This is a genomic window from Pseudomonas sp. USHLN015 (assembly GCF_037153275.1).
GTDB classification, from domain to species: domain Bacteria; phylum Pseudomonadota; class Gammaproteobacteria; order Pseudomonadales; family Pseudomonadaceae; genus Metapseudomonas; species Metapseudomonas tohonis.
In genome coordinates, this window is the sequence record NZ_JBBCKP010000003.1 from 23,012 (window position 1) to 46,872 (window position 23,861).

Below are 23,861 nucleotides of genomic sequence, written 5' to 3' on the forward strand. Positions count from 1 at the left end.
AGGGGTGCATCATGGCAATCGTTAAATGCAAACCGACTTCCGCTGGCCGCCGTTTCGTGGTCAAGGTCGTCAACCAGGAGCTGCACAAGGGTGCTCCCTACGCGCCGCTGGTTGAGAAGAAGTCGAAGACCGGTGGTCGTAACAACAACGGCCGCATCACCACTCGCCACATCGGCGGTGGTCACAAGCAGCACTATCGTCTGGTCGATTTCCGTCGCAACAAGGATGGCATTCCTGCCACCGTCGAGCGTATCGAATACGACCCGAACCGCACTGCTCACATCGCTCTGCTGAAGTATGCCGACGGCGAACGTCGCTACATCATCGCGCCGAAAGGCGTGAGCGCTGGCGACCAGCTGATTTCCGGTGCTCACGCTCCGATCAAGGCCGGTAATGCTCTGCAGCTGCGCAACATCCCGGTTGGTAGCACCGTTCACGGTGTTGAGCTGAAGCCGGGCAAAGGTGCTCAGATCGCTCGTTCCGCTGGTGCTTCCGCCCAGCTGGTCGCTCGTGAAGGTGCCTACGTGACCCTGCGTCTTCGCTCCGGCGAAATGCGCAAAGTACTGGCTGAATGCCGTGCGACCCTGGGCGAAGTCTCGAACTCCGAGCACAGCCTGCGTTCGCTGGGTAAAGCCGGTGCCAAGCGCTGGCGTGGCGTTCGCCCGACCGTTCGTGGTGTTGCCATGAACCCGGTCGACCACCCGCATGGTGGTGGTGAAGGTCGTACCTCTGGTGGTCGTCATCCGGTGTCTCCGTGGGGCTTCCCGACCAAGGGCGCGAAGACCCGTGCGAACAAACGCACCGACAATATGATTGTCCGTCGCCGTAAATAATCGAGGATACGACAGTGCCGCGTTCTCTGAAAAAAGGTCCTTTTATCGATCTTCACCTACTGAAGAAGATCGAAGTGGCGGTGGAAAAGAACGATCGCAAGCCGGTGAAAACCTGGTCGCGCCGTTCCATCGTTCTGCCGCAGATGGTCGGTCTGACCATCGCTGTACACAATGGTCGTCAACACGTCCCCGTTCTCGTGAACGAAGACATGGTCGGTCACAAACTGGGCGAGTTCGCCGCTACCCGCACCTACCGCGGGCATGCTGCTGACAAGAAAGCCAAGCGTTAAGGGGTAAGGAACGATGGAAGTAGCCGCTAAGCTGTCGGGCGCTCGAATCTCCGCCCAGAAAGCCCGCTTGGTCGCCGACCAGATCCGCGGGAAGAAGGTGGGCGAAGCGCTCAACCTGTTGACCTTCAGCAGCAAGAAAGCCGCTGAGATCATGAAAAAAGTGCTCGAATCGGCCGTGGCCAACGCCGAGCACAACGAAGGCGCCGACGTGGATGATCTCAAGGTCTCCACCGTTTTCGTCAACGAAGGGCGTTCGCTGAAGCGCATCATGCCGCGTGCCAAAGGCCGTGCTGATCGCATCGTCAAGCGGTCTTGCCATATCACTGTCAAGGTTGCGGACAAGTAACGGAGTCGATCAGATGGGTCAGAAAGTACATCCCACTGGCATTCGCCTGGGAATCGTCAAGGAGCACACCTCCGTCTGGTACGCAGATAAGCGCACTTATGCCGATTATCTGTTTGCCGACCTGAAGGTTCGTGAGTACCTCCAAGACAAACTAAAAAGCGCGTCCGTAAGCCGTATCGATATTCATCGTCCGGCTCAAACCGCACGCATCACCATCCACACCGCTCGTCCCGGCATCGTGATCGGCAAGAAAGGTGAAGATGTTGAGAAGCTGCGTCAGGACCTGACCAAGCAAATGGGTGTGCCGGTGCACATCAACATCGAAGAGATCCGCAAGCCGGAGCTCGACGGTATGCTGGTTGCGCAGAGCGTAGCTCAGCAGCTGGAGCGTCGCGTTATGTTCCGCCGCGCCATGAAGCGCGCTGTACAGAACGCCATGCGCATTGGTGCCAAAGGCATCAAGATCCAGGTAAGCGGTCGTCTTGGCGGTGCTGAAATCGCCCGTACCGAATGGTACCGCGAAGGTCGTGTGCCCCTGCACACCCTGCGTGCCGACATCGACTATGCAACCTACGAAGCGCACACCACCTACGGTGTGATCGGTGTGAAGGTTTGGATCTTCAAAGGCGAGGTCATTGGTGGCCGCCAGGAAGAGCTGAAGCCCCAAGCGCCCGCTCCTCGTAAAAAAGCTGCTAAGTAAGGAGTACGCAAAATGCTGCAACCCAAGCGTACAAAATTCCGCAAGCAGATGACTGGTCACAACCGTGGCCTGGCTCAGCGCGGTAGCAAGGTCAGCTTCGGCGAATTCGCCCTGAAAGCTGTCGCTCGCGGTCGTCTCACCGCTCGCCAGATCGAGGCTGCACGTCGTGCCCTCACTCGTCACGTGAAGCGTGGCGGCAAGATCTGGATCCGTGTGTTCCCCGACAAGCCTGTCACCAAGAAGCCCCTCGAAGTTCGTATGGGTAAAGGGAAGGGCGGCGTCGAGTACTGGGTAGCCCAGATCCAGCCGGGCAAGGTCCTGTACGAGATCGAGGGTGTTTCCGAAGAGCTGGCGCGTGAGGCATTCGCCCTGGCTGCTGCAAAGCTGCCGCTCGCCACCTCCTTTGTTAAGCGGACGGTGATGTGATGAAAGCGAATGAACTTCGTGAAAAATCCGTACAGCAGCTGAACGAGCAACTGCTCGGCCTGCTGCGCGACCAGTTCAACCTGCGTATGCAGAAAGCAACTGGCCAGCTGGGGCAGTCTCACCTGCTCTCGCAAGTGAAGCGCGACATCGCTCGCGTCAAGACTGTGCTGAACCAGCAGGCAGGTAAGTAATCATGGCTGAAGCTCAGAAAACTGTCCGTACGCTGACCGGTCGTGTCGTCAGCGACAAGATGGACAAAACCATCACCGTCCTGATCGAGCGCCGCGTAAAGCACCCGATCTACGGTAAATACGTGAAGCGCTCGACCAAGCTGCATGCTCACGACGAAACCAACCAGTGCCGCATCGGCGACAAGGTCACCATCCGCGAGACTCGTCCGCTGGCCAAGACCAAGTCCTGGGCGCTGGTGGAAGTCGTAGAACGTGCCGTGGAAGTCTAAGGACTAAGGGTCGGAGAAAGATATGATTCAGACTCAATCCATGCTCGACGTCGCTGACAACAGCGGTGCTCGTCGCGTTATGTGCATCAAGGTCCTGGGTGGTTCGCACCGTCGTTATGCCGGTATCGGCGACATCATCAAGGTCACCGTCAAGGAAGCGATTCCGCGCGGTAAAGTGAAGAAAGGCCAGGTAATGACTGCTGTCGTGGTCCGTACCAAGCACGGCGTTCGCCGTCCTGATGGCTCGATCATCCGCTTCGATGGCAACGCTGCTGTTCTGCTGAACAACAAGCAAGAGCCGATCGGTACCCGCATCTTCGGGCCCGTGACCCGTGAACTTCGTTCCGAGAAGTTCATGAAGATCGTCTCGCTCGCCCCCGAAGTGCTGTAAGGAGAAGCCGTCATGCAAAAGATTCGTCGTGACGACGAGATCATCGTCATCGCCGGCAAAGACAAGGGCAAGCGTGGCAAGGTGCTCAAGGTTCTCACTGACGACCGTCTGGTCGTTGGTGGGATCAACCTGGTGAAGCGCCACACCAAGCCGAACCCCATGTCCGGTGTACAGGGCGGTATCGTCGAGAAGGAGGCGCCTCTGCACGTCTCCAACGTCGCCATCTTCAATGCTGAAACCAACAAGGCTGACCGCGTTGGTTTCAAAGTCGAAGACGGTAAGAAAATTCGTGTCTTCAAGTCGACCCAAAAAGCGGTTGATGCTTGAGCACTGCTAGGTAGAAGACCATGGCACGACTAAAAGAGATTTACCGGAAAGAAATCGCGCCCAAGCTGAAAGAAGAGCTTCAGCTTTCCAACGTGATGGAAGTTCCGCGCATTACCAAGATCACCCTGAACATGGGTCTGGGCGAAGCGATCGGTGACAAGAAAGTCATCGAGCACGCTGTAGCTGATCTTGAGAAGATCACTGGTCAGAAGGTCGTCGTGACCTACGCCAAGAAATCCGTAGCGGGCTTCAAAGTCCGTGAAGGTTGGCCGATCGGTGTCAAGGTGACCCTGCGTCGCGATCGTATGTACGAGTTCCTGGATCGCCTGCTGGCTATCTCCCTGCCCCGCGTGCGTGACTTCCGCGGTCTGAATGCCAAGTCCTTCGATGGTCGTGGCAACTACAGCATGGGCGTGAAAGAGCAGATCATCTTCCCGGAAATCGATTACGACAAGATCGATGCGCTGCGTGGCCTGGATATCACCCTGACCACCACTGCCCGTAACGATGATGAAGGTCGTGCCCTGCTGCGCGCCTTCAACTTCCCGTTCCGCAACTGATTGGAGTAGGAACATGGCCAAACAGAGCATGAAAAACCGTGAGCTGAAGCGTCAGCAAACGGTTGCTAAGTTCGCTAAGAAGCGCGCTGAGCTGAAAGCTATCATTGCCAACCCCAACTCCACTCCGGAAGCGCGTTGGGAAGCTCAGGTAGCTCTGCAGAAGCAGCCCCGTGACGCCAGCGCCTCGCGCCTGCGTAACCGTTGCCGCATCACCGGTCGTCCGCACGGTGTGTACCGCAAGTTCGGCCTCGGCCGTAACAAGCTGCGCGAAGCCGCCATGCGTGGTGACGTTCCCGGCCTGGTCAAGGCCAGCTGGTAATGTCGCTGTGGGTGTCGGGGCGCAAGCTCCGACATCCGCCGAGTGGTATCAAATCAAGCCCCTTTTGGGGCTTGATTCGTTTTTGATCCGTCTCTAGAATATTCGGCTCGCCGGAGTCGGGCCTCAATTCGCCTGAGCTCTGTCGCGATTCTAGTCGCAAGGCTATTTCTTTTGTATTTAGGAGCAACTAGCCCATGAGTATGCAGGACCCGTTAGCGGACATGCTAACTCGTATCCGTAATGCCCAGATGGCTGAAAAGTCTGTCGTAAGCATGCCGTCCTCCAAACTGAAGGTGGCGGTAGCCAGCGTTCTCAAGAACGAAGGTTACATCTCGGGATACCAGATCAGCAGCGATATCAAACCTCTGCTGTCCATCGAGCTGAAGTACTTCGAAGGCCGTCCGGTCATCGAGGAACTCAAGCGCGTAAGTCGTCCTGGCCTGCGCCAGTACAAATCCGTCGATCAGCTGCCGAAAGTTCGTGGCGGCCTGGGCGTATCGATCGTTTCCACCAACAAAGGTGTGATGACTGATCGTGCTGCTCGCGCTGCTGGCGTTGGTGGCGAAGTGCTTTGCACTGTGTTCTAAGGGGGGATAAGCATGTCTCGCGTTGCTAAGAACCCCGTCAAGCTGCCCGCTGGCGTCGAAATCAAGATCGCCGGTCAGCAGCTCTCGGTGAAGGGTGCCAAGGGCGCTCTCGAACTGAACGTGCACCCGTCCGTGGAAGTGCTGCAGGAAGCTGGTGAGCTGCGTTTCGCTGCTCGCAACGGCGACCAGCAGAACCGTGCCATGGCCGGTACCACCCGTGCGCTGGTCAACAACATGGTAGTTGGCGTCAGCCAAGGCTTCGAGCGCAAGCTCCAGCTGGTAGGCGTTGGCTACAAGGCGCAAGCCAAAGGTCAAGTGCTGTCCCTGGCTCTCGGCTTCTCGCACCCGGTGGATTACGAACTGCCGCAAGGCGTTACCGCCGAAACCCCCAGCCAGACTGATATCCTGATCAAGGGTATCGACAAGCAGCTGGTCGGTCAGGTGGCGGCCGAAATTCGCGACTTCCGTCCGCCGGAGCCTTACAAAGGCAAGGGTGTGCGTTACGCCGACGAAGTCGTCCGTCGTAAAGAAGCTAAGAAGAAGTAGGGCATAGCAAATGAGCGTAAAGAAAGAAACTCGTCTGCGTCGCGCTCGCAAGGCACGCCTGAAAATGCGCGAGCTGGAAACCGTACGCCTCTGCGTGTATCGCTCTTCCCAGCACATCTACGCCCAGGTCATTTCGGCCGACGGCGCCAAGGTTCTGGCCACTGCCTCGACCCTGGACAAAGAACTGCGTGACGGCGCCACCGGCAACGTCGACGCCGCCAAGAAGGTTGGTCAGCTGGTTGCCGAGCGTGCGAAAGCAGCTGGTGTCACTCAGGTGGCGTTCGATCGTTCTGGCTTCAAGTACCACGGCCGCGTCAAGGCGCTGGCTGATGCTGCTCGTGAAGGCGGGCTGGAGTTCTAAGTTATGGCAAATAACGAGCAAAAGCGCGACGAAGGCTACATCGAGAAGCTGGTCCAGGTTAACCGTGTTGCCAAGACCGTAAAGGGCGGCCGTATCTTCACCTTCACCGCGCTGACCGTGGTGGGTGACGGTAAAGGTCGTGTTGGTTTCGGTCGTGGCAAGTCCCGCGAAGTGCCGGCTGCTATCCAGAAAGCGATGGAAGCCGCTCGCCGCAACATGATCCAGGTAGACCTGAACGGTTCGACCCTGCAGTACCCCGTCAAGTCCGCCCATGGCGCCTCCAAGGTGTACATGCAGCCGGCTTCCGAAGGTACCGGTATCATCGCCGGCGGCGCCATGCGTGCCGTTCTGGAAGTGGCTGGTGTGCAGAACGTTCTGGCCAAATGCTATGGCTCGACCAATCCGGTGAACGTGGTTTACGCCACCTTCAAGGGTCTGAAGAACATGCAGTCCCCGGAGTCCGTTGCAGCCAAGCGTGGTAAGAGCGTCGAGGAGATTCTCTAATCATGGCAACTGTCAAAGTAACGCTGATCAAGAGCGTTAACGGCCGTCTGGCTAACCACAAAGCTTGCGTCAAGGGCCTCGGCCTGCGTCGCATTGGTCACACCGTCGAAGTTCAGGACACCCCTGAAAATCGCGGCATGATCAACAAGGCTTACTACCTTCTGCGCGTCGAGGGTTAATCCATGAAACTGAACGATCTGCGTTCCGCGCCGGGTGCCCGTCGCGAGAAGCACCGTCCGGGCCGTGGTATCGGCAGCGGCTTGGGCAAGACTGGTGGCCGTGGTCACAAAGGTCAGACCTCCCGCTCCGGTGGCACCATCGCTCCGGGCTTCGAGGGCGGCCAGCAGCCGCTGCATCGTCGTCTGCCGAAGTTCGGCTTCGTTTCCCTGAAGGCCATGGATCGCGCAGAAGTGCGCACTTCCGAGTTGGCCAAGGTTGAAGGCGATGTCGTCACTCTGCAGTCGCTTAAGGATGCCAACGTGATTAACCAGAACGTACAGCGTGTGAAAATCATGCTGTCGGGCGACGTTACTCGCGCGGTCACCCTGAAAGGTATCGCCGCCACCAAGGGTGCGCGTGCGGCTATCGAAGCAGCTGGCGGTAAGTTCGAGGACTAAATGGCTAAGCAAGGTGCTCTCTCCGCGCTCAGCAATGGCGGGTTATCCGAGCTCTGGGCTCGACTGCGTTTCCTGTTCCTGGCGATCATCGTCTACCGGATTGGCGCGCACATTCCAGTGCCCGGGATAAACCCAGACCGGCTGGCCGAGCTGTTCCGGCAGAACGAGGGGACCATTCTTAGCCTGTTCAACATGTTTTCCGGCGGCGCGCTGGAGCGCATGAGCATTTTTGCACTGGGGATCATGCCGTACATATCGGCGTCGATCATCATGCAGCTCATGACCGCTATCAGCCCGCAGCTGGAGCAGTTGAAGAAGGAAGGTGAAGCTGGCCGTCGCAAGATCAGCCAGTACACCCGCTACGGCACTGTAGTCCTGGCGCTGGTGCAGGCAGTCGGCATGTCCGTCGGCCTCGCCAGTCAGGGCGTCGCATTCTCGACTGATTTCGGCTTCTACTTCGTGGCCGTCACCACCTTCGTGGCTGGTGCGATGTTCATGATGTGGCTGGGCGAGCAGATCACGGAGCGCGGTGTTGGCAACGGTATCTCGATGCTGATCTTTGCAGGCATCGTTGCCGGTCTTCCGAGAGCGATCGGGCAGTCTTTCGAGTCTGCACGCCAGGGCGATATCAACATCTTCGCCCTCGTCGCCATCGGTTTGCTGGCGGTAGCGATCATCGGTTTCGTGGTGTTCATTGAGCGTGGCCAGCGTCGCATCGCGGTGCACTACGCCAAGCGTCAGCAGGGCCGCAAGGTCTTCGCTGCGCAGACCAGCCACCTGCCGCTCAAGGTGAACATGGCGGGCGTGATCCCGGCCATCTTCGCCAGCAGCATCCTGCTGTTCCCGGCGTCGCTGGGGGCATGGTTCGGTCAGTCCGATAAAATGGGCTGGCTACAGGACCTTTCGCAGGCGATCGCCCCCGGTCAGCCTTTGAACATTCTGCTGTTTAGTGCAGGGATCGTTTTCTTCTGCTTCTTCTACACAGCGTTGATGTTCAATCCGAAAGACGTGGCGGAAAACCTGAAGAAGTCCGGTGCCTTTATTCCGGGTATCCGTCCTGGTGAGCAGTCCGCGCGCTATATCGATGGCGTACTGACCCGCTTGACCATGTTCGGTGCTCTGTACATGACGGCTGTTTGCCTGCTTCCGCAGTTCCTTGTGGTCGCAGCCAACGTTCCGTTCTACCTTGGCGGGACCTCGTTGCTGATCGTTGTTGTGGTTGTCATGGACTTTATGGCCCAAGTGCAATCCCACCTCGTTTCGCACCAGTACGAATCCCTGATGAAGAAAGCCAACCTGAAGGGCTACGGCGGCGGAATGCTCCGCTGACCCAGTTCCGTAAGGTTCTAGGAGTTACTGATGAAAGTTCGTGCATCGGTGAAAAAGCTGTGCCGCAACTGCAAGATCGTTCGCCGCGAAGGTGTTGTTCGCGTGATCTGCAGCGCGGAGCCGCGTCACAAACAGCGCCAAGGCTGAGTGTGATTCACGCGTTATGAGCCCGGCAGCTAGTGCGCTGCCGGGTTGATTATTCGTTTCTACAGCGTTAATATCGCGCGCCCTATTTCTTGGCTTCCGGGGCGTAGGTAGCTGTCAACTGGAGTTTCACTGAATGGCCCGTATTGCAGGCGTCAACATTCCAGATAACAAGCACACTGTTATCTCGCTGACCTACATCTACGGTGTTGGTCGCACCACTGCACAGAACATCTGTGCAACCACCGGGGTCAACCCGGCGGCAAAGATCAAGGATCTCTCTGACGAGCAGATCGAACAGCTGCGTGGCGAAGTCGCGAAGCTCACCACTGAAGGTGACCTGCGTCGCGAAATCAACATGAACATCAAGCGTCTGATGGACCTGGGTTGCTACCGCGGCCTGCGTCATCGTCGTGGCCTGCCTGTTCATGGCCAACGTACCAAGACCAACGCGCGTACCCGTAAGGGCCCGCGTAAGCCGATCCGCAAGTAATTGCGCCCGCGAATCGACAGGAACTAAGTCATGGCTAAGCCTGCTGCTCGTCCCCGTAAGAAAGTCAAAAAGACAGTGGTTGATGGGATCGCCCACATCCACGCGTCTTTCAACAACACCATCGTGACCATCACTGACCGCCAAGGTAACGCCCTGTCCTGGGCCACCTCCGGTGGTTCCGGTTTCCGCGGCTCCCGTAAAAGCACTCCGTTCGCTGCCCAGGTAGCTGCTGAGCGTGCTGGTCAAGCTGCCCTGGAATACGGCCTGAAGAACCTCGACGTCAACGTCAAGGGCCCGGGCCCGGGTCGCGAATCCGCTGTGCGTGCTCTGAACGCCTGCGGCTACAAGATTGCCAGCATCACCGACGTGACGCCCATCCCGCATAACGGGTGCCGTCCGCCGAAGAAGCGTCGCGTGTAATAGGAGACAGTGAGAAATGGCTCGTTACATTGGTCCCAAATGCAAACTGTCCCGTCGTGAAGGCACCGACCTCTTCCTGAAGAGTGGTGCTCGCGCGCTCGAATCCAAGTGCAACATCGAATCGGCTCCCGGCCAGCACGGCGCTCGTCGTGGTCGCCTGTCCGACTACGGCACCCAGCTGCGCGAGAAGCAGAAAGTGCGCCGTATCTACGGTGTCCTGGAGCGTCAGTTCAGCGGTTACTACAAAGAAGCTGCCAGCCGTAAGGGCGCTACCGGCGAGAACCTGCTGCAACTCCTCGAGTGCCGCCTGGACAACGTCGTGTACCGCATGGGCTTCGGTGCTACCCGCTCCGAGTCCCGCCAGCTGGTATCGCACAAAGCCATCAGCGTGAATGGTCAGACCGTCAACGTACCGTCTTTCCAAGTCAAGGCTGGTGACGTTGTTGCCATCCGCGAGAAGTCGAAGAATCAGCTGCGTATCGTTCAAGCCCTTGAACTGTGCGCCCAACGCGGTCGCGTTGAGTGGGTTGAAGTCGACGTCGAGAAGAAGTCCGGCGTTTTCAAAAGCGTTCCGGCACGTACTGATCTGTCCGCCGACATCAACGAAAACCTGATTGTCGAGCTCTACTCCAAGTAAGGGCTAGAAAATAGGTGCATCCATGCAGAGTTCGGTAAATGAGTTCCTGACCCCCCGTCACATTGATGTGCAGGTGGTCAGTCCGACCCGCGCCAAGATCACGCTCGAGCCTCTCGAGCGCGGTTTTGGCCATACCCTGGGCAACGCGCTGCGTCGCATCCTGTTGTCCTCCATGCCTGGCTGTGCAGTAGTCGAGGCCGAAATCGATGGCGTACTCCATGAGTACAGCGCCATCGAAGGTGTTCAGGAAGATGTCATCGAGATCCTGCTCAACCTGAAAGGTCTGGCTGTCAAGCTGCACGGTCGTGACGAAGTAACGCTGAACCTGGTCAAGAAGGGTTCGGGCGTGGTCACTGCTGCCGATATTCAGCTGGATCATGATGTCGAGATCGTCAATGGCGACCACGTGATCGCTAACCTGGCGGAAAACGGTGCACTGAACATGAAGCTCAAGGTGGCTCGTGGTCGCGGCTATGAGCCGGCTGACGCGCGCCAGAGCGATGAAGACGAGAGCCGCAGCATCGGTCGCTTGCAGCTCGACTCCTCGTTCAGCCCGGTCCGTCGCGTTGCCTACGTCGTGGAAAACGCCCGTGTCGAGCAGCGTACCAACCTGGACAAGCTGGTTATTGACCTGGAAACCAACGGTACCCTGGACCCCGAAGAGGCCATCCGTCGTGCCGCTACCATCCTGCAACAGCAGCTGGCAGCGTTCGTCGACCTCAAAGGTGACAGCGAGCCCGTAGTAGTCGAGCAGGAAGACGAGATCGATCCGATCCTGCTGCGCCCGGTTGATGATCTTGAGCTGACCGTACGTTCGGCCAACTGCCTGAAGGCGGAGAACATTTACTACATCGGTGATCTGATCCAGCGCACCGAAGTGGAACTGTTGAAGACTCCGAACCTGGGCAAGAAGTCCCTGACCGAGATCAAGGACGTCCTGGCCTCCCGTGGTCTGTCCCTCGGCATGCGCCTCGACAACTGGCCGCCGGCAAGTCTTAAGAAGGACGACAAGGCGACTGCCTGATCGTCGTAATCACCGAACGTGAGTTTGGTAAGGAATTGAACCATGCGTCATCGTAAAAGTGGCCGTCACCTCAGCCGCACCAGCGCACACCGCAAGGCCATGTTCCAGAACATGGCGGTATCGCTGTTCGAGCACGAACTGATCAAAACCACCCTGCCGAAAGCCAAGGAACTGCGCCGCGTTGCCGAGCCGCTGATCACCCTGGCCAAGGAAGACAGCGTCGCCAACCGTCGTCTGGCCTTCGACCGTACTCGTTCGAAAGCCATCGTTGGCAAACTGTTCAATGATCTGGGCAAGCGCTACGCCAACCGTCAGGGCGGGTACCTCCGCATCCTGAAGTGCGGCTTCCGCGCTGGCGACAACGCTCCGATGGCCTACGTTGAGCTGATCGACCGTCCGGTCGGCGGCGCAGCGGTAGAAGCTGCCGAGTAAGTCGTACGCTACAAGAAGAAACCGGGCCCAGTGCCCGGTTTTTTCGTTCAGGAGTCCGTGGTTTTTCGTCCTGGGAGAGTCACCTGGTAGCGTCAGGTACTTCATCGTTTCCGGCCTACGTGATCGAAAGATATTATCTATCGACCGTTTCCTTTTAATGCATTGGCTCTGTTCTTCCTCGTCCCTCATCCTCTCCCTCGTTGGCTCGCCGCGAAACTATCTGTTGAGGACGTTATAGATGGACAAGAAGACCTACCTGACCACCGCATCCGGTGCCCCCGTCGCCGATAACCAGAATTCCCGTTCCGCCGGCCCCCGTGGCCCGTTGCTGCTCGACGACTTCCACCTGATCGAGAAGCTTGCCCACTTCAACCGCGAGAACATCCCCGAGCGTCGCGTCCACGCCAAGGGCTCCGGCGCCTATGGCACCTTCACCGTTACACGCGACATCACCCGCTACACCCGCGCCAAGCTGTTCGAGGCCGTCGGCAAGCAGACCCCGACCTTCCTGCGCTTCTCGACCGTGGGTGGCGAGCGTGGCTCGGCGGATACCGAACGCGACCCTCGCGGCTTCGCCCTGAAGTTCTACACCGAGGAAGGCAACTGGGACATCGTCGGCAACAACACCCCGGTGTTCTTCATCCGCGATCCGCTGAAGTTCCCCGACTTCATCCACACCCAGAAGCGCCTCCCGCAAAGCAACCTCAAGAGCGCGCAGATGATGTGGGACTTCTGGTCGCACTCACCCGAGGCGCTGCACCAGATCACCATCCTGTTCTCCGACCGCGGCATTCCGGACGGCTACCGTCACATGCACGGCTTCGGCAGCCACACCTACAGCCTGATCAACGCCCAGGGCGAGCGTCACTGGGTCAAATGGCACTACAAGACCAAGCAGGGCATCAAGAACCTGGCGCCGGCCGAAGCGGCCCGCCTGGCCGGTACCGACCCCGATTACGCCCAGCGCGACCTGTTCAACGCAATCGAGCGTGGCGAGTTCCCCAAGTGGAGCGTATGCGTCCAGATCATGAGCGAGGCCCAGGCCGAGGCTCATCATGAGAACCCCTTCGACGTCACCAAGACCTGGTCGCAGAAGGAATACCCGCTGATCGAAGTGGGCGAGCTTGAGCTCAACCGCAACCCGCTCAACTACTTCGCCGAGGTCGAGCAGGCCACCTTCGGCCCGAGCAACATGGTGCCCGGCGTCGGCCTGTCGCCGGACCGCATGCTGCAAGGGCGCGTATTCGCCTACGCCGATGCACACCGCTACCGCGTGGGCACCAACCACCAGCAACTGCCGGTGAACGCGCCGCGCTCGCCGGTGAACAGCTACCAGCGCGATGGCGCCATGGCGTTCGGCAGCAACGGTGGCGCGGCGCCCAACTACGAGCCCAACAGCTACGCGAATGCGCCCAAGCAGGCGCCCGAGTATGCCGAGCCGCCGTTGGCGCTGAGCGGTGCCGCTGCCCGTCACGACCACCGTGAGGACAGCGACTACTACAGCCATGCCGGTGCGCTGTTCCGCCTGATGAGTGCCGAGCAGAAGGCGTTGCTGATCAGCAACATCGCCGGCGCGATGGCCGGCGTCAGCGAGGATGTGGTGCAGCGCCAGCTGCAGTACTTCTTCAAGGCCGACGTGGCCTACGGCGAAGGCATCGCCAAGGCGCTGGGCGTCCAGCTCGGCTGACCGACGGCGGGCCTCCGATACGCAGGCCCGCTTGATCCCGGCATGAAAAAGCCCCGGCCACCTTCACGGTGCCGGGGCTCTTTCGTTGCTGCCGTACCCTCAGGCGCGATCACGCTCCAGCAGCGGCTTGAGGAAGTGCCCCGTGTGGGACTGCTTCATCTTCGCCACGTCTTCCGGCGTGCCGGTGGCGATGATCTGGCCCCCCTTGGAACCGCCCTCGGGGCCAAGGTCCACCAGCCAGTCGGCCGTCTTGATCACGTCCAGGTTGTGTTCGATCACCACCACCGTGTTGCCGTGGTCGCGCAGGCGGTGCAGCACGTCCAGCAGCTGCTGGATGTCCGCGAAGTGCAGGCCCGTGGTCGGCTCGTCGAGGATGTACAGCGTCTTGCCCGTGTCGCGCTTGGACAGCTCGCGGGACAGCTTCACCCGCTGCGCCTCGCCACCGGACAGCGTGGTCGCCGACTGCCCCAGGCGGATGTAGGAGAGCCCCACGTCCATCAGCGTCTGCAGCTTGCGGGCGATGGCCGGGACGGCGTCGAAGAACTCGCGCGCCTCCTCGATCGTCATGTCCAGCACCTCGGTGATGCTCTTGCCCTTGTAGCGGACTTCCAGGGTCTCGCGGTTGTAGCGCTTGCCCTTGCACACATCGCAGGGCACGTAGATGTCCGGCAGGAAGTGCATCTCCACCTTGATCACGCCGTCGCCCTGGCAGGCCTCGCAGCGGCCCCCCTTCACATTGAAGGAGAAGCGCCCCGGCCCGTAGCCTCGGGAGCGCGACTCCGCCACGCCGGCGAACAGCTCGCGGATCGGCGTGAACAGCCCGGTATAGGTCGCAGGGTTGGAACGCGGCGTCCGACCGATGGGGCTCTGGTCGATGTCCACCACCTTGTCCAGGTGCTGCAGCCCGTCGAAGCTGTCGTGCGGTGCCGCCTCCAGCGTCGTGGCACCGTTCAGCGCGGTGGCGGTGATGGGGAACAGGGTGTTGTTGATCAGCGTCGACTTGCCCGATCCCGACACGCCGGTGATGCAGGTCAGCAACCCGACCGGGATCTCCAGGTTGACGTTCTGCAGGTTGTTGCCACGCGCGCCCTTGAGCAGCAGCGACTTCTTCTTGTCGCGCGGGGTGCGCTTGGCCGGCACGGCGATCTTCACCCGGCCCGACAGGTACTTGCCGGTCAGCGAGTCGGGGTGCGACATCACCTCGTCCGGCGTGCCTTCGGCGACGATCCGGCCACCATGTACGCCGGCGCCCGGGCCGATGTCGACCACATAGTCGGCGAGGCGGATGGCGTCCTCGTCGTGCTCCACCACTATCACCGTATTGCCGATGTTGCGCAGGTGGGTGAGGGTGGCCAGCAGGCGCTCGTTGTCCCGCTGGTGCAGGCCGATCGAGGGCTCGTCGAGGATGTACATCACCCCCACCAGGCCGGCGCCGATCTGGCTGGCCAGGCGGATGCGCTGCGCCTCGCCACCGGAGAGGGTGTCGGCGCTGCGGTCCAGGGTCAGGTAGTCCAGGCCGACGTTGACCAGGAACTGCAGGCGCTCGCGGATCTCCTTGAGGATCTTGTCGGCGATCTCGCCCTTGCGCCCGGGCAGGCTCAGGTCGCCGAAATAATCGGCGGCATCGCCCACCGGCAGGCCGGTCACCGCCGGCAGCGTCTTCTCGCCCACCCACACGTGGCGCGCCTCGCGGCGCAGGCGGGTACCCCGGCAATCCGGGCAGGGCTGGGTGCTGAGGAACTTGGCCAGCTCCTCGCGCACGGTGTTCGACTCGGTCTCGCGGTAGCGGCGCTCCAGGTTGGGGATGATCCCCTCGAACGGGTGCGAGCGCTTGACGATGTCGCCACGGTCATTGAGGTAGCGGAAGTCCACGTCCTCGCGGCCGCTGCCGAAGAGGATCGCCTTCTGGTCCTCGGCCGGCAGCTCGTCGAAGGGCTTCTCCAGGCTGAAGCCGTAGTGCGCGGCCAGGGAGCCGAGCATCTGGAAGTAATAGACGTTGCGCCGGTCCCAGCCGCGGATCGCACCCTCGGCCAGGGTCAGCTCGCCATTGACCAGGCGCTTGGCGTCGAAGAACTGCTTCACGCCCAGGCCGTCGCAGGTGGGACAGGCGCCAGCCGGGTTGTTGAAGGAGAACAGCTTGGGTTCCAGCTCGCTGATGGAGTGGCCGCAATGGGGGCAGGCGAAGCGTGCGGAGAAGATCACCTCATCGCCCGGCTCGTCGTCCATCGGCGCCACCAGGGCGATGCCGTCGGCGAGGTTGATCGCCGTCTCGAAGGATTCCGCCAGGCGCTGCTGCAGGTCAGCGCGGACCTTGAAGCGGTCCACCACCACATCGATGGAGTGCTTCTTCTGCTTGTCCAGCTTGGGCAGTTCGTCCATCTCGTAGATGCGGCCGTTGACCCTTGCCCGCACGAAGCCCTGGGCGCGCAGCTCGTCGAACACGGCAAGGTGTTCGCCCTTGCGCTCGCGGATCACCGGCGCCAGGAGCATCAGCTTGCGGCCCTCGGGCAGCGCCAGCACCTGGTCGACCATCTGGCTGACGGTCTGCGCCTCCAGCGGCACGTCGTGGTCCGGGCAGCGCGGCGTACCGGCGCGGGCATAGAGCAGGCGCAGGTAGTCGTAGATCTCGGTGATGGTGCCCACGGTGGAGCGCGGGTTGTGCGAGGTGGACTTCTGCTCGATGGAGATGGCCGGTGACAGGCCCTCGATGGTGTCGACATCGGGCTTTTCCATCATCGACAGGAACTGCCGGGCATAGGCCGACAGCGACTCCACGTAGCGGCGCTGGCCCTCGGCGTAGAGCGTGTCGAAGGCCAGCGACGACTTGCCGGAACCGGACAGACCGGTGATCACGATCAGCTTGTCGCGTGGCAGGGTGAGATCGACATTCTTCAGGTTGTGGGTCCGTGCCCCACGGATCAGGATCTTGTCCACTGCAGCCTCGCTTGGCATGCGGAAACCCGCGATTATACGGCTCGCGCCCACTCTGCGGCAAAGGCGCGCGGCTGTGCTGTAGACCATCGGGGCTGTTAGAATGCGCGACATTTTTTGGCGCCGGCACAGGCCGGGCACCCAGGGTCGGGTGCGTGCGCCGCCGAGGGGCACGACGCATTTCCCCGTATCCGTTTCCCATGAGGAATCTATGCACGACTCCCATTCCGAACGCATGAGCGGTCGCGAGACCCGAGCGGCCAGTGGCCTCGCCCTGGTGTTCGCCTTCCGCATGCTCGGCATGTTCATGGTGCTGCCGGTCCTGGCCACCTACGGGCAGGACCTGGCCGGCGCCACGCCCGCGCTGATCGGCCTGGCCATCGGCGCCTACGGCCTGACCCAGGCGGTGCTGCAGATCCCCTTCGGCATCGTCTCCGACCGCATCGGCCGCCTGCCCGTCATCTATATCGGCCTGCTGATCTTCGCCGCCGGCGCGGTGCTCGCCGCCAACGCCGACTCCATCTGGGGCGTGATCGCCGGCCGCGTGTTGCAGGGTGCCGGTGCCATCTCCGCCGCCGTCATGGCGCTGCTCTCCGATCTCACCCGCGAGCAGCACCGCACCAAGGCCATGGCCATGATCGGCATGAGCATCGGCGTGTCCTTCGCCGTCGCCATGGTGGTCGGCCCCCTGGTCACCCGCGCCTTCGGCCTCTCCGGGCTGTTCTGGGTGACCGCCGTGATGGCCCTGGTGGGCATCGTCATCATCGCCCTGGTGGTGCCGCGTGCCGACCACCCGCTGCAGCACCGCGAATCCGGCGTCGCCCGGCAGGCGCTGCTGCCCACCCTCAGGCACCCCGACCTGCTGCGCCTGGACTTCGGCATCCTCGCGTTGCACGCCGTGCTCATGGCCAGCTTCGTCGCGCTGCCGCTGGCGCTGGTGGAGAAGGCCGGCCTGCCCAAGGAGCAGCACTGGTGGGTCTACCTGACCGCGCTGCTGGTGGGCTTCTTCGGCATGGTGCCCTTCATCATCTATGGCGAGAAAAAACGCCGGATGAAGAACGTGCTGCTCGGTGCCGTCAGCGTGCTGCTGGCCTGCGAACTGTTCTTCTGGGCCTTCGGCGACACCCTTCAGGCGCTGGTCATCGGCACCATCGTCTTCTTCACCGCCTTCAACCTGCTGGAAGCCTCGCTGCCGTCGCTGATCAGCAAGGTCGCCCCGGCCGGCGGCAAGGGCACCGCCATGGGCGTCTACTCCACCAGCCAGTTCCTCGGCGCGGCCCTTGGCGGCATCCTCGGCGGCTTCATGTTCCAGCATGGCGGCCTGTCCGTCGTGTTCATCGGATGCGCTGCCATCTGTGCGATTTGGCTCGCCATTGCTGTTACTATGCGCGAGCCTCCGTATGTCACCAGCCTGCGCCTGCCCTTGTCGGCAGCGGCCATCGGCGATGCCGGTCTGGTGGCGCGATTGCTGGCAACGCCCGGAGTGGCGGATGCCGTAGTGGTGGCCGAAGAAGGCGCCATCTATATCAAGTTGGATACCGAACAATTGGACCGCACGTCCCTGGAGCGCCTGATCAATGCGGCGCCCGAACGTGCTGAAGCCTAGGAGAACGTTATGGCCCGTGGGGTTAACAAAGTCATTCTGGTTGGCAACGTCGGCGGCGATCCCGAAGTCCGCTACATGCCCAACGGCAACGCCGTGACCAACGTCACCCTGGCCACCAGCGAAAGCTGGAAGGACAAGCAGACCGGCCAGCAACAGGAGCGTACCGAATGGCACCGCGTGGTGTTCTTCGGCCGCCTCGCCGAGATCGCCGGCGAGTACCTGCGCAAGGGCTCGCAAGTCTATGTCGAAGGCACCCTGCGCACCCGCGAATGGGAGAAGGACGGCGTCAAGCGCTACACCACCGAGATCGTCGTCGACATCAACGGCCAGATGCAGCTGCTTGGCGGCCGTCCCGGCAACGATGGCGATTCCGCTCCCCGTGCCCCGCGTCCGCAGCGCGAGCCGCAACAGTCCGCCCCGCGCGAACAGCGTCCGGCTCCCCAGCCCGCTGCCCAGCCGGCCCCGGACTACGACAGCTTCGACGACGACATCCCGTTCTGAGCCGAGCCGTCCGGCACAGACAAAGGCGCAGCCCCAGGCTGCGCCTTTTTCGTTTCCGGGAGATGAAATACAGCGCCCGGCTACCCACTCGTCCGCAGCCGGCCTGAGCTTGTCGAACCCGCCTGCAGCCCGCGTGGGGCGGGACTTTGTGAATGCAAAATCACATTCGGGCCGGGCTCTGGACGGTGGCAAACCGCCTCTATAGGCTTGCCCACCATTCCATCGACCGTCCTCCCGGAACCCACCATGAAACTCAACGGAATGACCGCCATTCTGCTTTTGGCCGGCCTGCCCCTGTGCAGCATCGCCAGCCCCTACCAGACCCTCGCCCGTGACGCGGAAAGCAGTGCCCGCTGGGGTTTGCTCGGCAGTGCCGCCGAGCAGTACCGCGCCATCCTCGCCGACCCGAGCCTGAGCGCCAGCCACCCCCGCGCGCGCCTGGCCCTGGCCAAGGTCTATGCCGACGCCCTCGACTACCCGGCCGCCAAGGCCGAACTGGCGCGGCTCAAGCAGGACGCCCCCGACTCCGCGGAGGCCAGGGAAGGCGCCAAGCTGGCCAAGCGCATCGCCAAGAAGCTCAAGGCCCACACCTTCGGCGGCCGCGTCGCCGTGGCCCGGGTGCATGACACCGACACCGCCAACGCCAGCGCCGGCATGACCCAGGACCCCTCGTTCGATGACGAGGACGACGAAGACGAGGACATGGACGACATGGCCTTCGAGGACGACGATGGCCTCGACGACCTGCTCGATGACATCGACCTGGACGAGGACGACCTGGCCGACGACGGCGAGGAAGACGACGACACCGCGCCCACCCCGGTCGCCAAGCCCAAGTCCACCGTCCACGACAACCGCTGGCAGGCAGCCGGCAGCCTGCGCTACGGCTACGGCTTCGACGACCGTGGCAGCCGCTGGAACCTCGGCGCCAACATCGCCCAGGCCCGCCAGGACGACCGCGACGAACTCAACCGGCAGACCTGGGCGGTCTCCACCGGCCCCACCTTCGTCATCCCGGCCTGGCGCCTGAAGATCAACGCCGCCGTCACCTACCTGCAGCTCTACAAGGACCACCGGTACGACCTCTCCAGCACCATCTGGTCCCTGGGCGCCAGCCACAAGCTGAACCGCGTGCTGGAGCTGTACACCCGCTACAACTACGAGAACCGTGGCCTGGAGAACGACAGCCCGCTGGACATCGACGTCGACACCTTCAAGGTCGGAACCCGCTTCAAGCCCACCGGCAAGGACAGCTTCGACCTCAGCTACTCGCCCAAGGTGGAAGACAACGACAAGCGCAACAAGGACAAGGAGCAGCAAGGCTGGAAGATCAGCTACGCCCGCAAGCTGCCCTGGGACAGCTTCGCCAGCGTCGCCTACAGCCGTCGTCACACCGACTTCCAGCACGACCCCTCCGGCAAGGAAGAGGACGAGACCAAGCACGTCGTCACCCTCGGTCACAAGCTCACCAAGGACCTGGTGATGACCGTCAGCTACGAGCACAAGGACAAGGACTCCAACCTGCCCGGTCGTGACAAGAACAACGAAAGCACGGCCCTCGGCCTGAGCTACAAATTCTGACCGAAAGCGGCTCGCCGCCCCTCGCGGGCGCGGGCCGCACTGGCGCGCCGGGCCTGCCGCTTGCGCCACCAGATGACCACGCCGGTGACGCTCAGCCCGGCGATGGCCAGCCCCAGCAGCGCGATCACGATGCGCCCCGGCAACCCCGCGATGCGCCCACCGTGGATGGGTGCCTGCAGCCGGTAGAAGCGTTCACCCGGCGTGCCGCGCCCGGCGACCTCCGCGCCGATCAGGCGGCCGTCGGTTCCATCGAAGAACAGCCAGGACTTGTCCAGCGGGTTGGCGTCGTGACCGCCGAACCCCGCCCCGAAGAAGTTGTACTCGACGCTGTAGTACAGCTCGCCGATCCCCCCCTCGATGCCCTGCCGCGCGCCTTCCGCCTGCGCCAGCCGGTACACCTGCTGGTAGTCCAGGCGCATCTCCCCCAGTGCCTCGCGGGGCATCTGGCTGCGCTGCTGGTAGGTGCTCGGCGGCGCCTCGGAGAACAGCGACACCACCGGCTTGAACACCGGCTCCGGCAGGTTCATCGCCACGCTGCTCACCGCCACCGGCAGGAGCAGCAGCCATAGCCAGAGCCCGCCGGCGCGGTGCAGGTCGAGGTCGCGCCGGTAGCGTCCGGCACCGCGCTTCAGCGTCCAGGCCGTCCACCATTTCTTCAGGAAGGGCCGCCCACGGGGCAGGGTCAGCCAGGCGCCGGCGAAGCAGTCGATGACCCAGAGGATCGCCACCAGCCCCATCAGGATCAGCCCCCAGTTGCCCGGCAGCGCCAGGGTGTAGTGGAACTCCAGCAGGAAGGGGATGACGTTCTGCGCCTGCAGGCAGCAGGCGCCCCACTGGCGCATGCCCAGCTCGGCGCCGCTCACCGGGTCCAGGTAGATCACCCGGTGGTGCAGGTCGTAGGGCGCGCCGGTGGCCGGGTCGGTACGCGGCACCGCCGCCATCAGCGCGGCGTGGCCGGCTTCGTCCGGCACCTCCATGTACCAGACCTGCAGGCGTGGCTCGGCGCCCTCGATGCGCTGCACCAGCTCGCCCGGCGACAGCAGCGGCCCCTGCGCGGGCGCGTGGTAGAAGGCCGGGTTCAGCCATTCGTCGATCTCGTGCTGGAAGGCCAGCACGCTGCCGGTGAGCCCGGCGAGGGCGAGGAACAGCGCGGTGGCCAGGCCGAGGTAGCGGTGCAGCAGGACGATAACGGGGCGCATGGGCGCATTCCTGTGGATAAGTCTGTCGCGCACATGAACGGGGCCGCCCCGGTGGCGGCCCCGTCCAGGCACCGGTCAGAACTGGTAGCTGAGGGTGGCGGTGACGTTGCGCTGCTCGCCGAAGTAGCAGAAATCCAGGCTGTAGCAGGAGGCGATGTAATCCTCGTCCAGCAGGTTGTTGGCGTTCAGGCTGATGTCCATGCCCGCCAGCCCCACCTTGCCCAGGTCATAGCCGACCAGCGCGTCGATCAGGGTGTAGGAGGGCACGTGCAGGGTGTTGGCCCTGTCCGCCCAGCTCTGGCCGACGTAGCGCGCGCCGAGGCCGGTGCGCAGGCCGTCCAGGGCGCCGGCGTCGAAGCCGTACTCGCCCCAGATGGACGCCATGTGGCGCGGCGCCTGGTTCGGCGTGTTGCCCTGGGTGCCGTCCAGCGACCTGGAGTAGGTGATGTCGGTGAAGGTGTAGCTGGCCAGCACCTTGAGGTTCTGGGTCGCCTGGGTGTTGGCCTCCAGCTCCAGGCCCTGTGAGCGCACTTCGCCCACCGGGGTGTACCAGTCCTGCTGCGGCAGCTTGGAGGCGACGTTCTGCTGGACGATATGGAACAGCGAGGCGGTGTACAGGCTGTCGCTGCCCACCGGCTGGAACTTCACCCCGGCCTCCCATTGCTTGCCCTCGGTGGGTTCCAGGGGCTTGCCGGCCTGGTCCGAATAGGCGTTGGGGTTGAAGGATTCGGAATAGCTGAGGTACGGCGCCACGCCGTTGTCGAACAGGTACAGCGCGCCGAGGCGCCCGGTGAACTTGCTGCGGCGCTCGTCCGACTTGCTGCCGGCGCTCAGGTTCTTGTCCGAGACCTCGACCCAGTCCTCGCGCAGGCCGATGGAGAAGCGCCACTGGCCGAGGTCGACCAGGTCCTGCAGGTAGAGGCCGGTCTGCTCCAGGCGGCGGTCGTGCTCCGTCTGGCCGTAGCCCACCAGGGCATCGTTGCCGTACACCGGGTTGAAGGCATCGATCGGTGCGAGGGCGGCGGAGCCCCAGGTCACGTCGGTCTTGCGCTTCTGGTAGTCCAGGCCCATCAGCAGCGTATGGCGCAGGGCGCCGGTGTCGAATTCGGCCTGGACCATGTTGTCGACGATGTAGGCCTTCAGGTCCTCGGTGGCATCGGTGTAGTAGCGGTTCAGCTCGGTGGGCGAGGCCCAGCCGTAGGCGTACGCCTGCTGCATGCTCACGTCGGAACTGAGGTAGCGGAAGCTCTGCCGCGCGGTCCACACCTCATCGAAGCGGTGCTCCAACTGGTAGCCGAACATGCGCTGGGTGCGGTCGAAGGCTTCCAGGCCCGGTTCGCCGTCGAAGAAGTCGCGGCCGATGCGCTGGCCGCCACGCTGGTACAGGGTGCCCTCGGCCGGTACGCCGCCGTGGTAGCCGCCGTTCGGGTCGTGTTGCAGGTAGCTCTGCAGGGTCAGGCTGGTGTCTTCGCTGAAGTCGATGGACAGGGTCGGCGCGATGGCATAGCGCTCCTCCTTGATGTGCTCGTACTGGGTGTCGGAGCCCTCGCCCAGGCCCACCAGGCGATAGGCGATGCGCTTGTCCTCGTCCAGCGGGCCGCTGAAATCGAAGCCCATGCCCTTCTGGCCCATGTTGCCCACGCTGGCCTGCACCTGGTGGTAGTCCTCGTAGAGCGGCTTCTTGCTGGTCAGCGCCACCAGGCCGCCCGGCAGGCTGCGGCCGTAGAGCACCGAGGACGGCCCCTTGAGCACGTCGATGCGTTCGAGGAAGTACGGGTCCACCTGCAGCGAGCTGTAGGTGCCGCTGTCGCCCATGGTCTTCAGGCCGTCCAGGAAGACGTTGTCCACGCTGTTGTCGGCGAAGCCGCGCATCACGATGTAGTCGTAGCGGTTCGAGGCGCCCACCTGGCCGGTGAAGATGCCGGGCGTGTAGCGCACCGCCTGCTGCACGCTCTTGGAGCCCTGGTCGTCGATCTGCTCGCGGGTCACCACCGAGACGGTCTGCGAGGTTTCCAGCAGCGCCTTGCTGGTCTTGGTGGCGATCTGGCTGTGGGTGGCCAGGTAGCCCTCCTCGCTGCCCAGCGCGTTGCCCAGGGCGAACACCTGGGTCGAGGGCACCTCCAGCGCGCCCTGGGTCTTCACCTCAAGCAGCACGTAGCTGCCATCGCCCAGGTTCTCGGCCTGCAACGGCGTGTCGCCGAGCAGGCGGCCCAGCGCGCCGTCCACCGACCAGGCGCCGTTCAAGCCCGGGGATCGCAGGCCACGGGTCTGCTCCGGGGTGGCGGAGAGGTTGATCCCGGCTTCGCGGGCGAAGCGGTTGAGCACCTCGTCCAGCGGCCCGGCGGGGATCGCATAGCTGCGGCTGGCGGCGCTCGTGGCTTCCTCGGCGAAGGCCGGCGCGCCCAGCAGCGGGGCGGCCAGTGCGGCGGAGAGCAGGGCGCCGCGAACGGCAAGAGCGAGACGGGAGGCGCGAGGTGCGGTCATGAAGGCTTCCGTGAAAGGCAAAGGTTAATGGGATTCATTCCCCTTGCCGGACGTTGCGGAAAAACCCGCCAAAAAAGTTTCGAGCCCCTCGGCGCGCCTGCCACCTGTAGGGGCGAATTCATTCGC

At 62.5% G+C, this 23,861-nt stretch carries 31 protein-coding genes; 28 read left to right on the plus strand and 3 right to left on the minus strand.

Going from position 1 to position 23,861, the window contains the following annotated elements:
• The first annotated feature begins 11 nt into the window (after positions 1 to 11).
• The 25 genes from rplB (at position 12) to WFQ67_RS06355 (ending at position 13,433) form a co-directional block, all read left to right on the plus strand.
• Positions 12 to 833, plus strand: a complete 822-nt coding sequence (gene rplB, locus WFQ67_RS06235; RefSeq protein ID WP_111261957.1) for a 50S ribosomal protein L2 — start codon at positions 12 to 14, stop codon at positions 831 to 833.
• A 14-nt stretch (positions 834 to 847) separates the two neighbouring features.
• Positions 848 to 1,123, plus strand: a complete 276-nt coding sequence (gene rpsS / locus WFQ67_RS06240; RefSeq protein ID WP_016490535.1) for a 30S ribosomal protein S19 — start codon at positions 848 to 850, stop codon at positions 1,121 to 1,123.
• Between the two features lie 13 nt (positions 1,124 to 1,136).
• A complete protein-coding gene (gene rplV, locus WFQ67_RS06245) occupies positions 1,137 to 1,469 on the plus strand; it encodes a 50S ribosomal protein L22 (RefSeq protein ID WP_007161246.1) in 333 nt (110 codons plus the stop codon).
• A 13-nt stretch (positions 1,470 to 1,482) separates the two neighbouring features.
• Complete coding sequence (gene rpsC, locus WFQ67_RS06250; protein WP_016490536.1) at positions 1,483 to 2,169, plus strand: 30S ribosomal protein S3; 687 nt, start codon at positions 1,483 to 1,485, stop codon at positions 2,167 to 2,169.
• A 12-nt stretch (positions 2,170 to 2,181) separates the two neighbouring features.
• Entirely contained in the window at positions 2,182 to 2,595 is a 414-nt protein-coding gene (gene rplP, locus WFQ67_RS06255; RefSeq protein WP_111261956.1) for a 50S ribosomal protein L16, read from the plus strand.
• Positions 2,595 to 2,786, plus strand: a complete 192-nt coding sequence (gene rpmC / locus WFQ67_RS06260; protein WP_016490538.1) for a 50S ribosomal protein L29 — start codon at positions 2,595 to 2,597, stop codon at positions 2,784 to 2,786. The genes rplP and rpmC overlap by 1 nt, the downstream gene beginning before the upstream one ends.
• Before the next feature lie 2 nt (positions 2,787 to 2,788).
• On the plus strand, positions 2,789 to 3,055 hold the full coding sequence (gene rpsQ / locus WFQ67_RS06265) for a 30S ribosomal protein S17 (RefSeq protein ID WP_021219597.1): 267 nt from the start codon (positions 2,789 to 2,791) through the stop codon (positions 3,053 to 3,055).
• Positions 3,056 to 3,077: 22 nt separating this feature from the next.
• A complete protein-coding gene (rplN, locus tag WFQ67_RS06270) occupies positions 3,078 to 3,446 on the plus strand; it encodes a 50S ribosomal protein L14 (protein WP_003448734.1) in 369 nt (122 codons plus the stop codon).
• Positions 3,447 to 3,458: 12 nt separating this feature from the next.
• On the plus strand, positions 3,459 to 3,773 hold the full coding sequence (rplX, locus tag WFQ67_RS06275) for a 50S ribosomal protein L24 (protein ID WP_021219598.1): 315 nt from the start codon (positions 3,459 to 3,461) through the stop codon (positions 3,771 to 3,773).
• A gap of 20 nt (positions 3,774 to 3,793) precedes the next feature.
• Positions 3,794 to 4,333 (plus strand): 50S ribosomal protein L5, encoded by a 540-nt coding sequence (gene rplE, locus WFQ67_RS06280; protein ID WP_021219599.1) that lies wholly within the window; start codon positions 3,794 to 3,796, stop codon positions 4,331 to 4,333.
• A gap of 13 nt (positions 4,334 to 4,346) precedes the next feature.
• Positions 4,347 to 4,652, plus strand: coding sequence for a 30S ribosomal protein S14 (gene rpsN / locus WFQ67_RS06285; protein ID WP_111261954.1), 306 nt, complete (start codon positions 4,347 to 4,349; stop codon positions 4,650 to 4,652).
• Positions 4,653 to 4,846: 194 nt separating this feature from the next.
• Positions 4,847 to 5,239, plus strand: coding sequence for a 30S ribosomal protein S8 (gene rpsH / locus WFQ67_RS06290; protein ID WP_111261953.1), 393 nt, complete (start codon positions 4,847 to 4,849; stop codon positions 5,237 to 5,239).
• Between the two features lie 12 nt (positions 5,240 to 5,251).
• Entirely contained in the window at positions 5,252 to 5,785 is a 534-nt protein-coding gene (gene rplF / locus WFQ67_RS06295) for a 50S ribosomal protein L6 (RefSeq protein WP_021219602.1), read from the plus strand.
• A gap of 10 nt (positions 5,786 to 5,795) precedes the next feature.
• A complete protein-coding gene (rplR, locus tag WFQ67_RS06300) occupies positions 5,796 to 6,146 on the plus strand; it encodes a 50S ribosomal protein L18 (protein WP_021219603.1) in 351 nt (116 codons plus the stop codon).
• Positions 6,147 to 6,149: 3 nt separating this feature from the next.
• The gene (gene rpsE / locus WFQ67_RS06305; protein ID WP_111261952.1) at positions 6,150 to 6,650 is read left to right on the plus strand and encodes a 30S ribosomal protein S5; all 501 of its coding nucleotides are present in this window, start codon (positions 6,150 to 6,152) and stop codon (positions 6,648 to 6,650) included.
• A gap of 2 nt (positions 6,651 to 6,652) precedes the next feature.
• Positions 6,653 to 6,829: a 50S ribosomal protein L30 gene (gene rpmD, locus WFQ67_RS06310; protein WP_016490545.1), complete on the plus strand. Its 177-nt coding sequence runs from the start codon at positions 6,653 to 6,655 to the stop codon at positions 6,827 to 6,829.
• A gap of 3 nt (positions 6,830 to 6,832) precedes the next feature.
• A complete protein-coding gene (gene rplO / locus WFQ67_RS06315; protein WP_111261951.1) occupies positions 6,833 to 7,267 on the plus strand; it encodes a 50S ribosomal protein L15 in 435 nt (144 codons plus the stop codon).
• Positions 7,268 to 8,596: a preprotein translocase subunit SecY gene (gene secY, locus WFQ67_RS06320; protein ID WP_111261950.1), complete on the plus strand. Its 1,329-nt coding sequence runs from the start codon at positions 7,268 to 7,270 to the stop codon at positions 8,594 to 8,596.
• Between the two features lie 30 nt (positions 8,597 to 8,626).
• Positions 8,627 to 8,743 carry a 50S ribosomal protein L36 gene (rpmJ, locus tag WFQ67_RS06325; RefSeq protein WP_014854209.1) on the plus strand — a complete coding sequence of 39 codons (117 nt, stop codon included), beginning with the start codon at positions 8,627 to 8,629 and terminating at the stop codon, positions 8,741 to 8,743.
• Between the two features lie 133 nt (positions 8,744 to 8,876).
• Positions 8,877 to 9,233 carry a 30S ribosomal protein S13 gene (gene rpsM, locus WFQ67_RS06330; protein ID WP_111261949.1) on the plus strand — a complete coding sequence of 119 codons (357 nt, stop codon included), beginning with the start codon at positions 8,877 to 8,879 and terminating at the stop codon, positions 9,231 to 9,233.
• 30 nt (positions 9,234 to 9,263) lie between these two features.
• On the plus strand, positions 9,264 to 9,653 hold the full coding sequence (rpsK, locus tag WFQ67_RS06335) for a 30S ribosomal protein S11 (protein ID WP_003093689.1): 390 nt from the start codon (positions 9,264 to 9,266) through the stop codon (positions 9,651 to 9,653).
• Positions 9,654 to 9,669: 16 nt separating this feature from the next.
• On the plus strand, positions 9,670 to 10,290 hold the full coding sequence (rpsD, locus tag WFQ67_RS06340; protein ID WP_111261948.1) for a 30S ribosomal protein S4: 621 nt from the start codon (positions 9,670 to 9,672) through the stop codon (positions 10,288 to 10,290).
• Between the two features lie 22 nt (positions 10,291 to 10,312).
• Positions 10,313 to 11,314: a DNA-directed RNA polymerase subunit alpha gene (locus tag WFQ67_RS06345; protein WP_021219610.1), complete on the plus strand. Its 1,002-nt coding sequence runs from the start codon at positions 10,313 to 10,315 to the stop codon at positions 11,312 to 11,314.
• A 42-nt stretch (positions 11,315 to 11,356) separates the two neighbouring features.
• Positions 11,357 to 11,746 (plus strand): 50S ribosomal protein L17, encoded by a 390-nt coding sequence (rplQ, locus tag WFQ67_RS06350; protein ID WP_021219611.1) that lies wholly within the window; start codon positions 11,357 to 11,359, stop codon positions 11,744 to 11,746.
• Between the two features lie 238 nt (positions 11,747 to 11,984).
• The gene (locus WFQ67_RS06355; protein WP_337056407.1) at positions 11,985 to 13,433 is read left to right on the plus strand and encodes a catalase; all 1,449 of its coding nucleotides are present in this window, start codon (positions 11,985 to 11,987) and stop codon (positions 13,431 to 13,433) included.
• A gap of 99 nt (positions 13,434 to 13,532) precedes the next feature.
• Here the strand turns inward: WFQ67_RS06355 and uvrA are convergent, their stop codons facing one another.
• On the minus strand, positions 13,533 to 16,367 hold the full coding sequence (gene uvrA, locus WFQ67_RS06360; protein ID WP_213628216.1) for an excinuclease ABC subunit UvrA: 2,835 nt from the start codon (positions 16,365 to 16,367) through the stop codon (positions 13,533 to 13,535).
• 208 nt (positions 16,368 to 16,575) lie between these two features.
• Here uvrA and WFQ67_RS06365 point away from each other — a divergent pair, with 208 nt between their 5' ends.
• The 3 genes from WFQ67_RS06365 to WFQ67_RS06375 all read left to right on the plus strand — a co-directional run bounded on the left by WFQ67_RS06365 (position 16,576) and on the right by WFQ67_RS06375 (position 20,052).
• On the plus strand, positions 16,576 to 17,970 hold the full coding sequence (locus WFQ67_RS06365) for an MFS transporter (protein WP_173178834.1): 1,395 nt from the start codon (positions 16,576 to 16,578) through the stop codon (positions 17,968 to 17,970).
• A gap of 9 nt (positions 17,971 to 17,979) precedes the next feature.
• Positions 17,980 to 18,471: a single-stranded DNA-binding protein gene (locus WFQ67_RS06370; RefSeq protein WP_173178835.1), complete on the plus strand. Its 492-nt coding sequence runs from the start codon at positions 17,980 to 17,982 to the stop codon at positions 18,469 to 18,471.
• A 246-nt stretch (positions 18,472 to 18,717) separates the two neighbouring features.
• Positions 18,718 to 20,052 carry a hypothetical protein gene (locus WFQ67_RS06375; RefSeq protein ID WP_337056408.1) on the plus strand — a complete coding sequence of 445 codons (1,335 nt, stop codon included), beginning with the start codon at positions 18,718 to 18,720 and terminating at the stop codon, positions 20,050 to 20,052.
• Here WFQ67_RS06375 and WFQ67_RS06380 read toward each other — a convergent pair.
• Positions 20,040 to 21,251: a PepSY-associated TM helix domain-containing protein gene (locus WFQ67_RS06380; RefSeq protein ID WP_337056409.1), complete on the minus strand. Its 1,212-nt coding sequence runs from the start codon at positions 21,249 to 21,251 to the stop codon at positions 20,040 to 20,042. The two genes, WFQ67_RS06375 and WFQ67_RS06380, sit on opposite strands and share 13 nt — an antisense overlap.
• A gap of 75 nt (positions 21,252 to 21,326) precedes the next feature.
• Complete coding sequence (locus WFQ67_RS06385) at positions 21,327 to 23,735, minus strand: TonB-dependent siderophore receptor (protein WP_337056410.1); 2,409 nt, start codon at positions 23,733 to 23,735, stop codon at positions 21,327 to 21,329.
• Positions 23,736 to 23,861 lie beyond the last annotated feature (126 nt).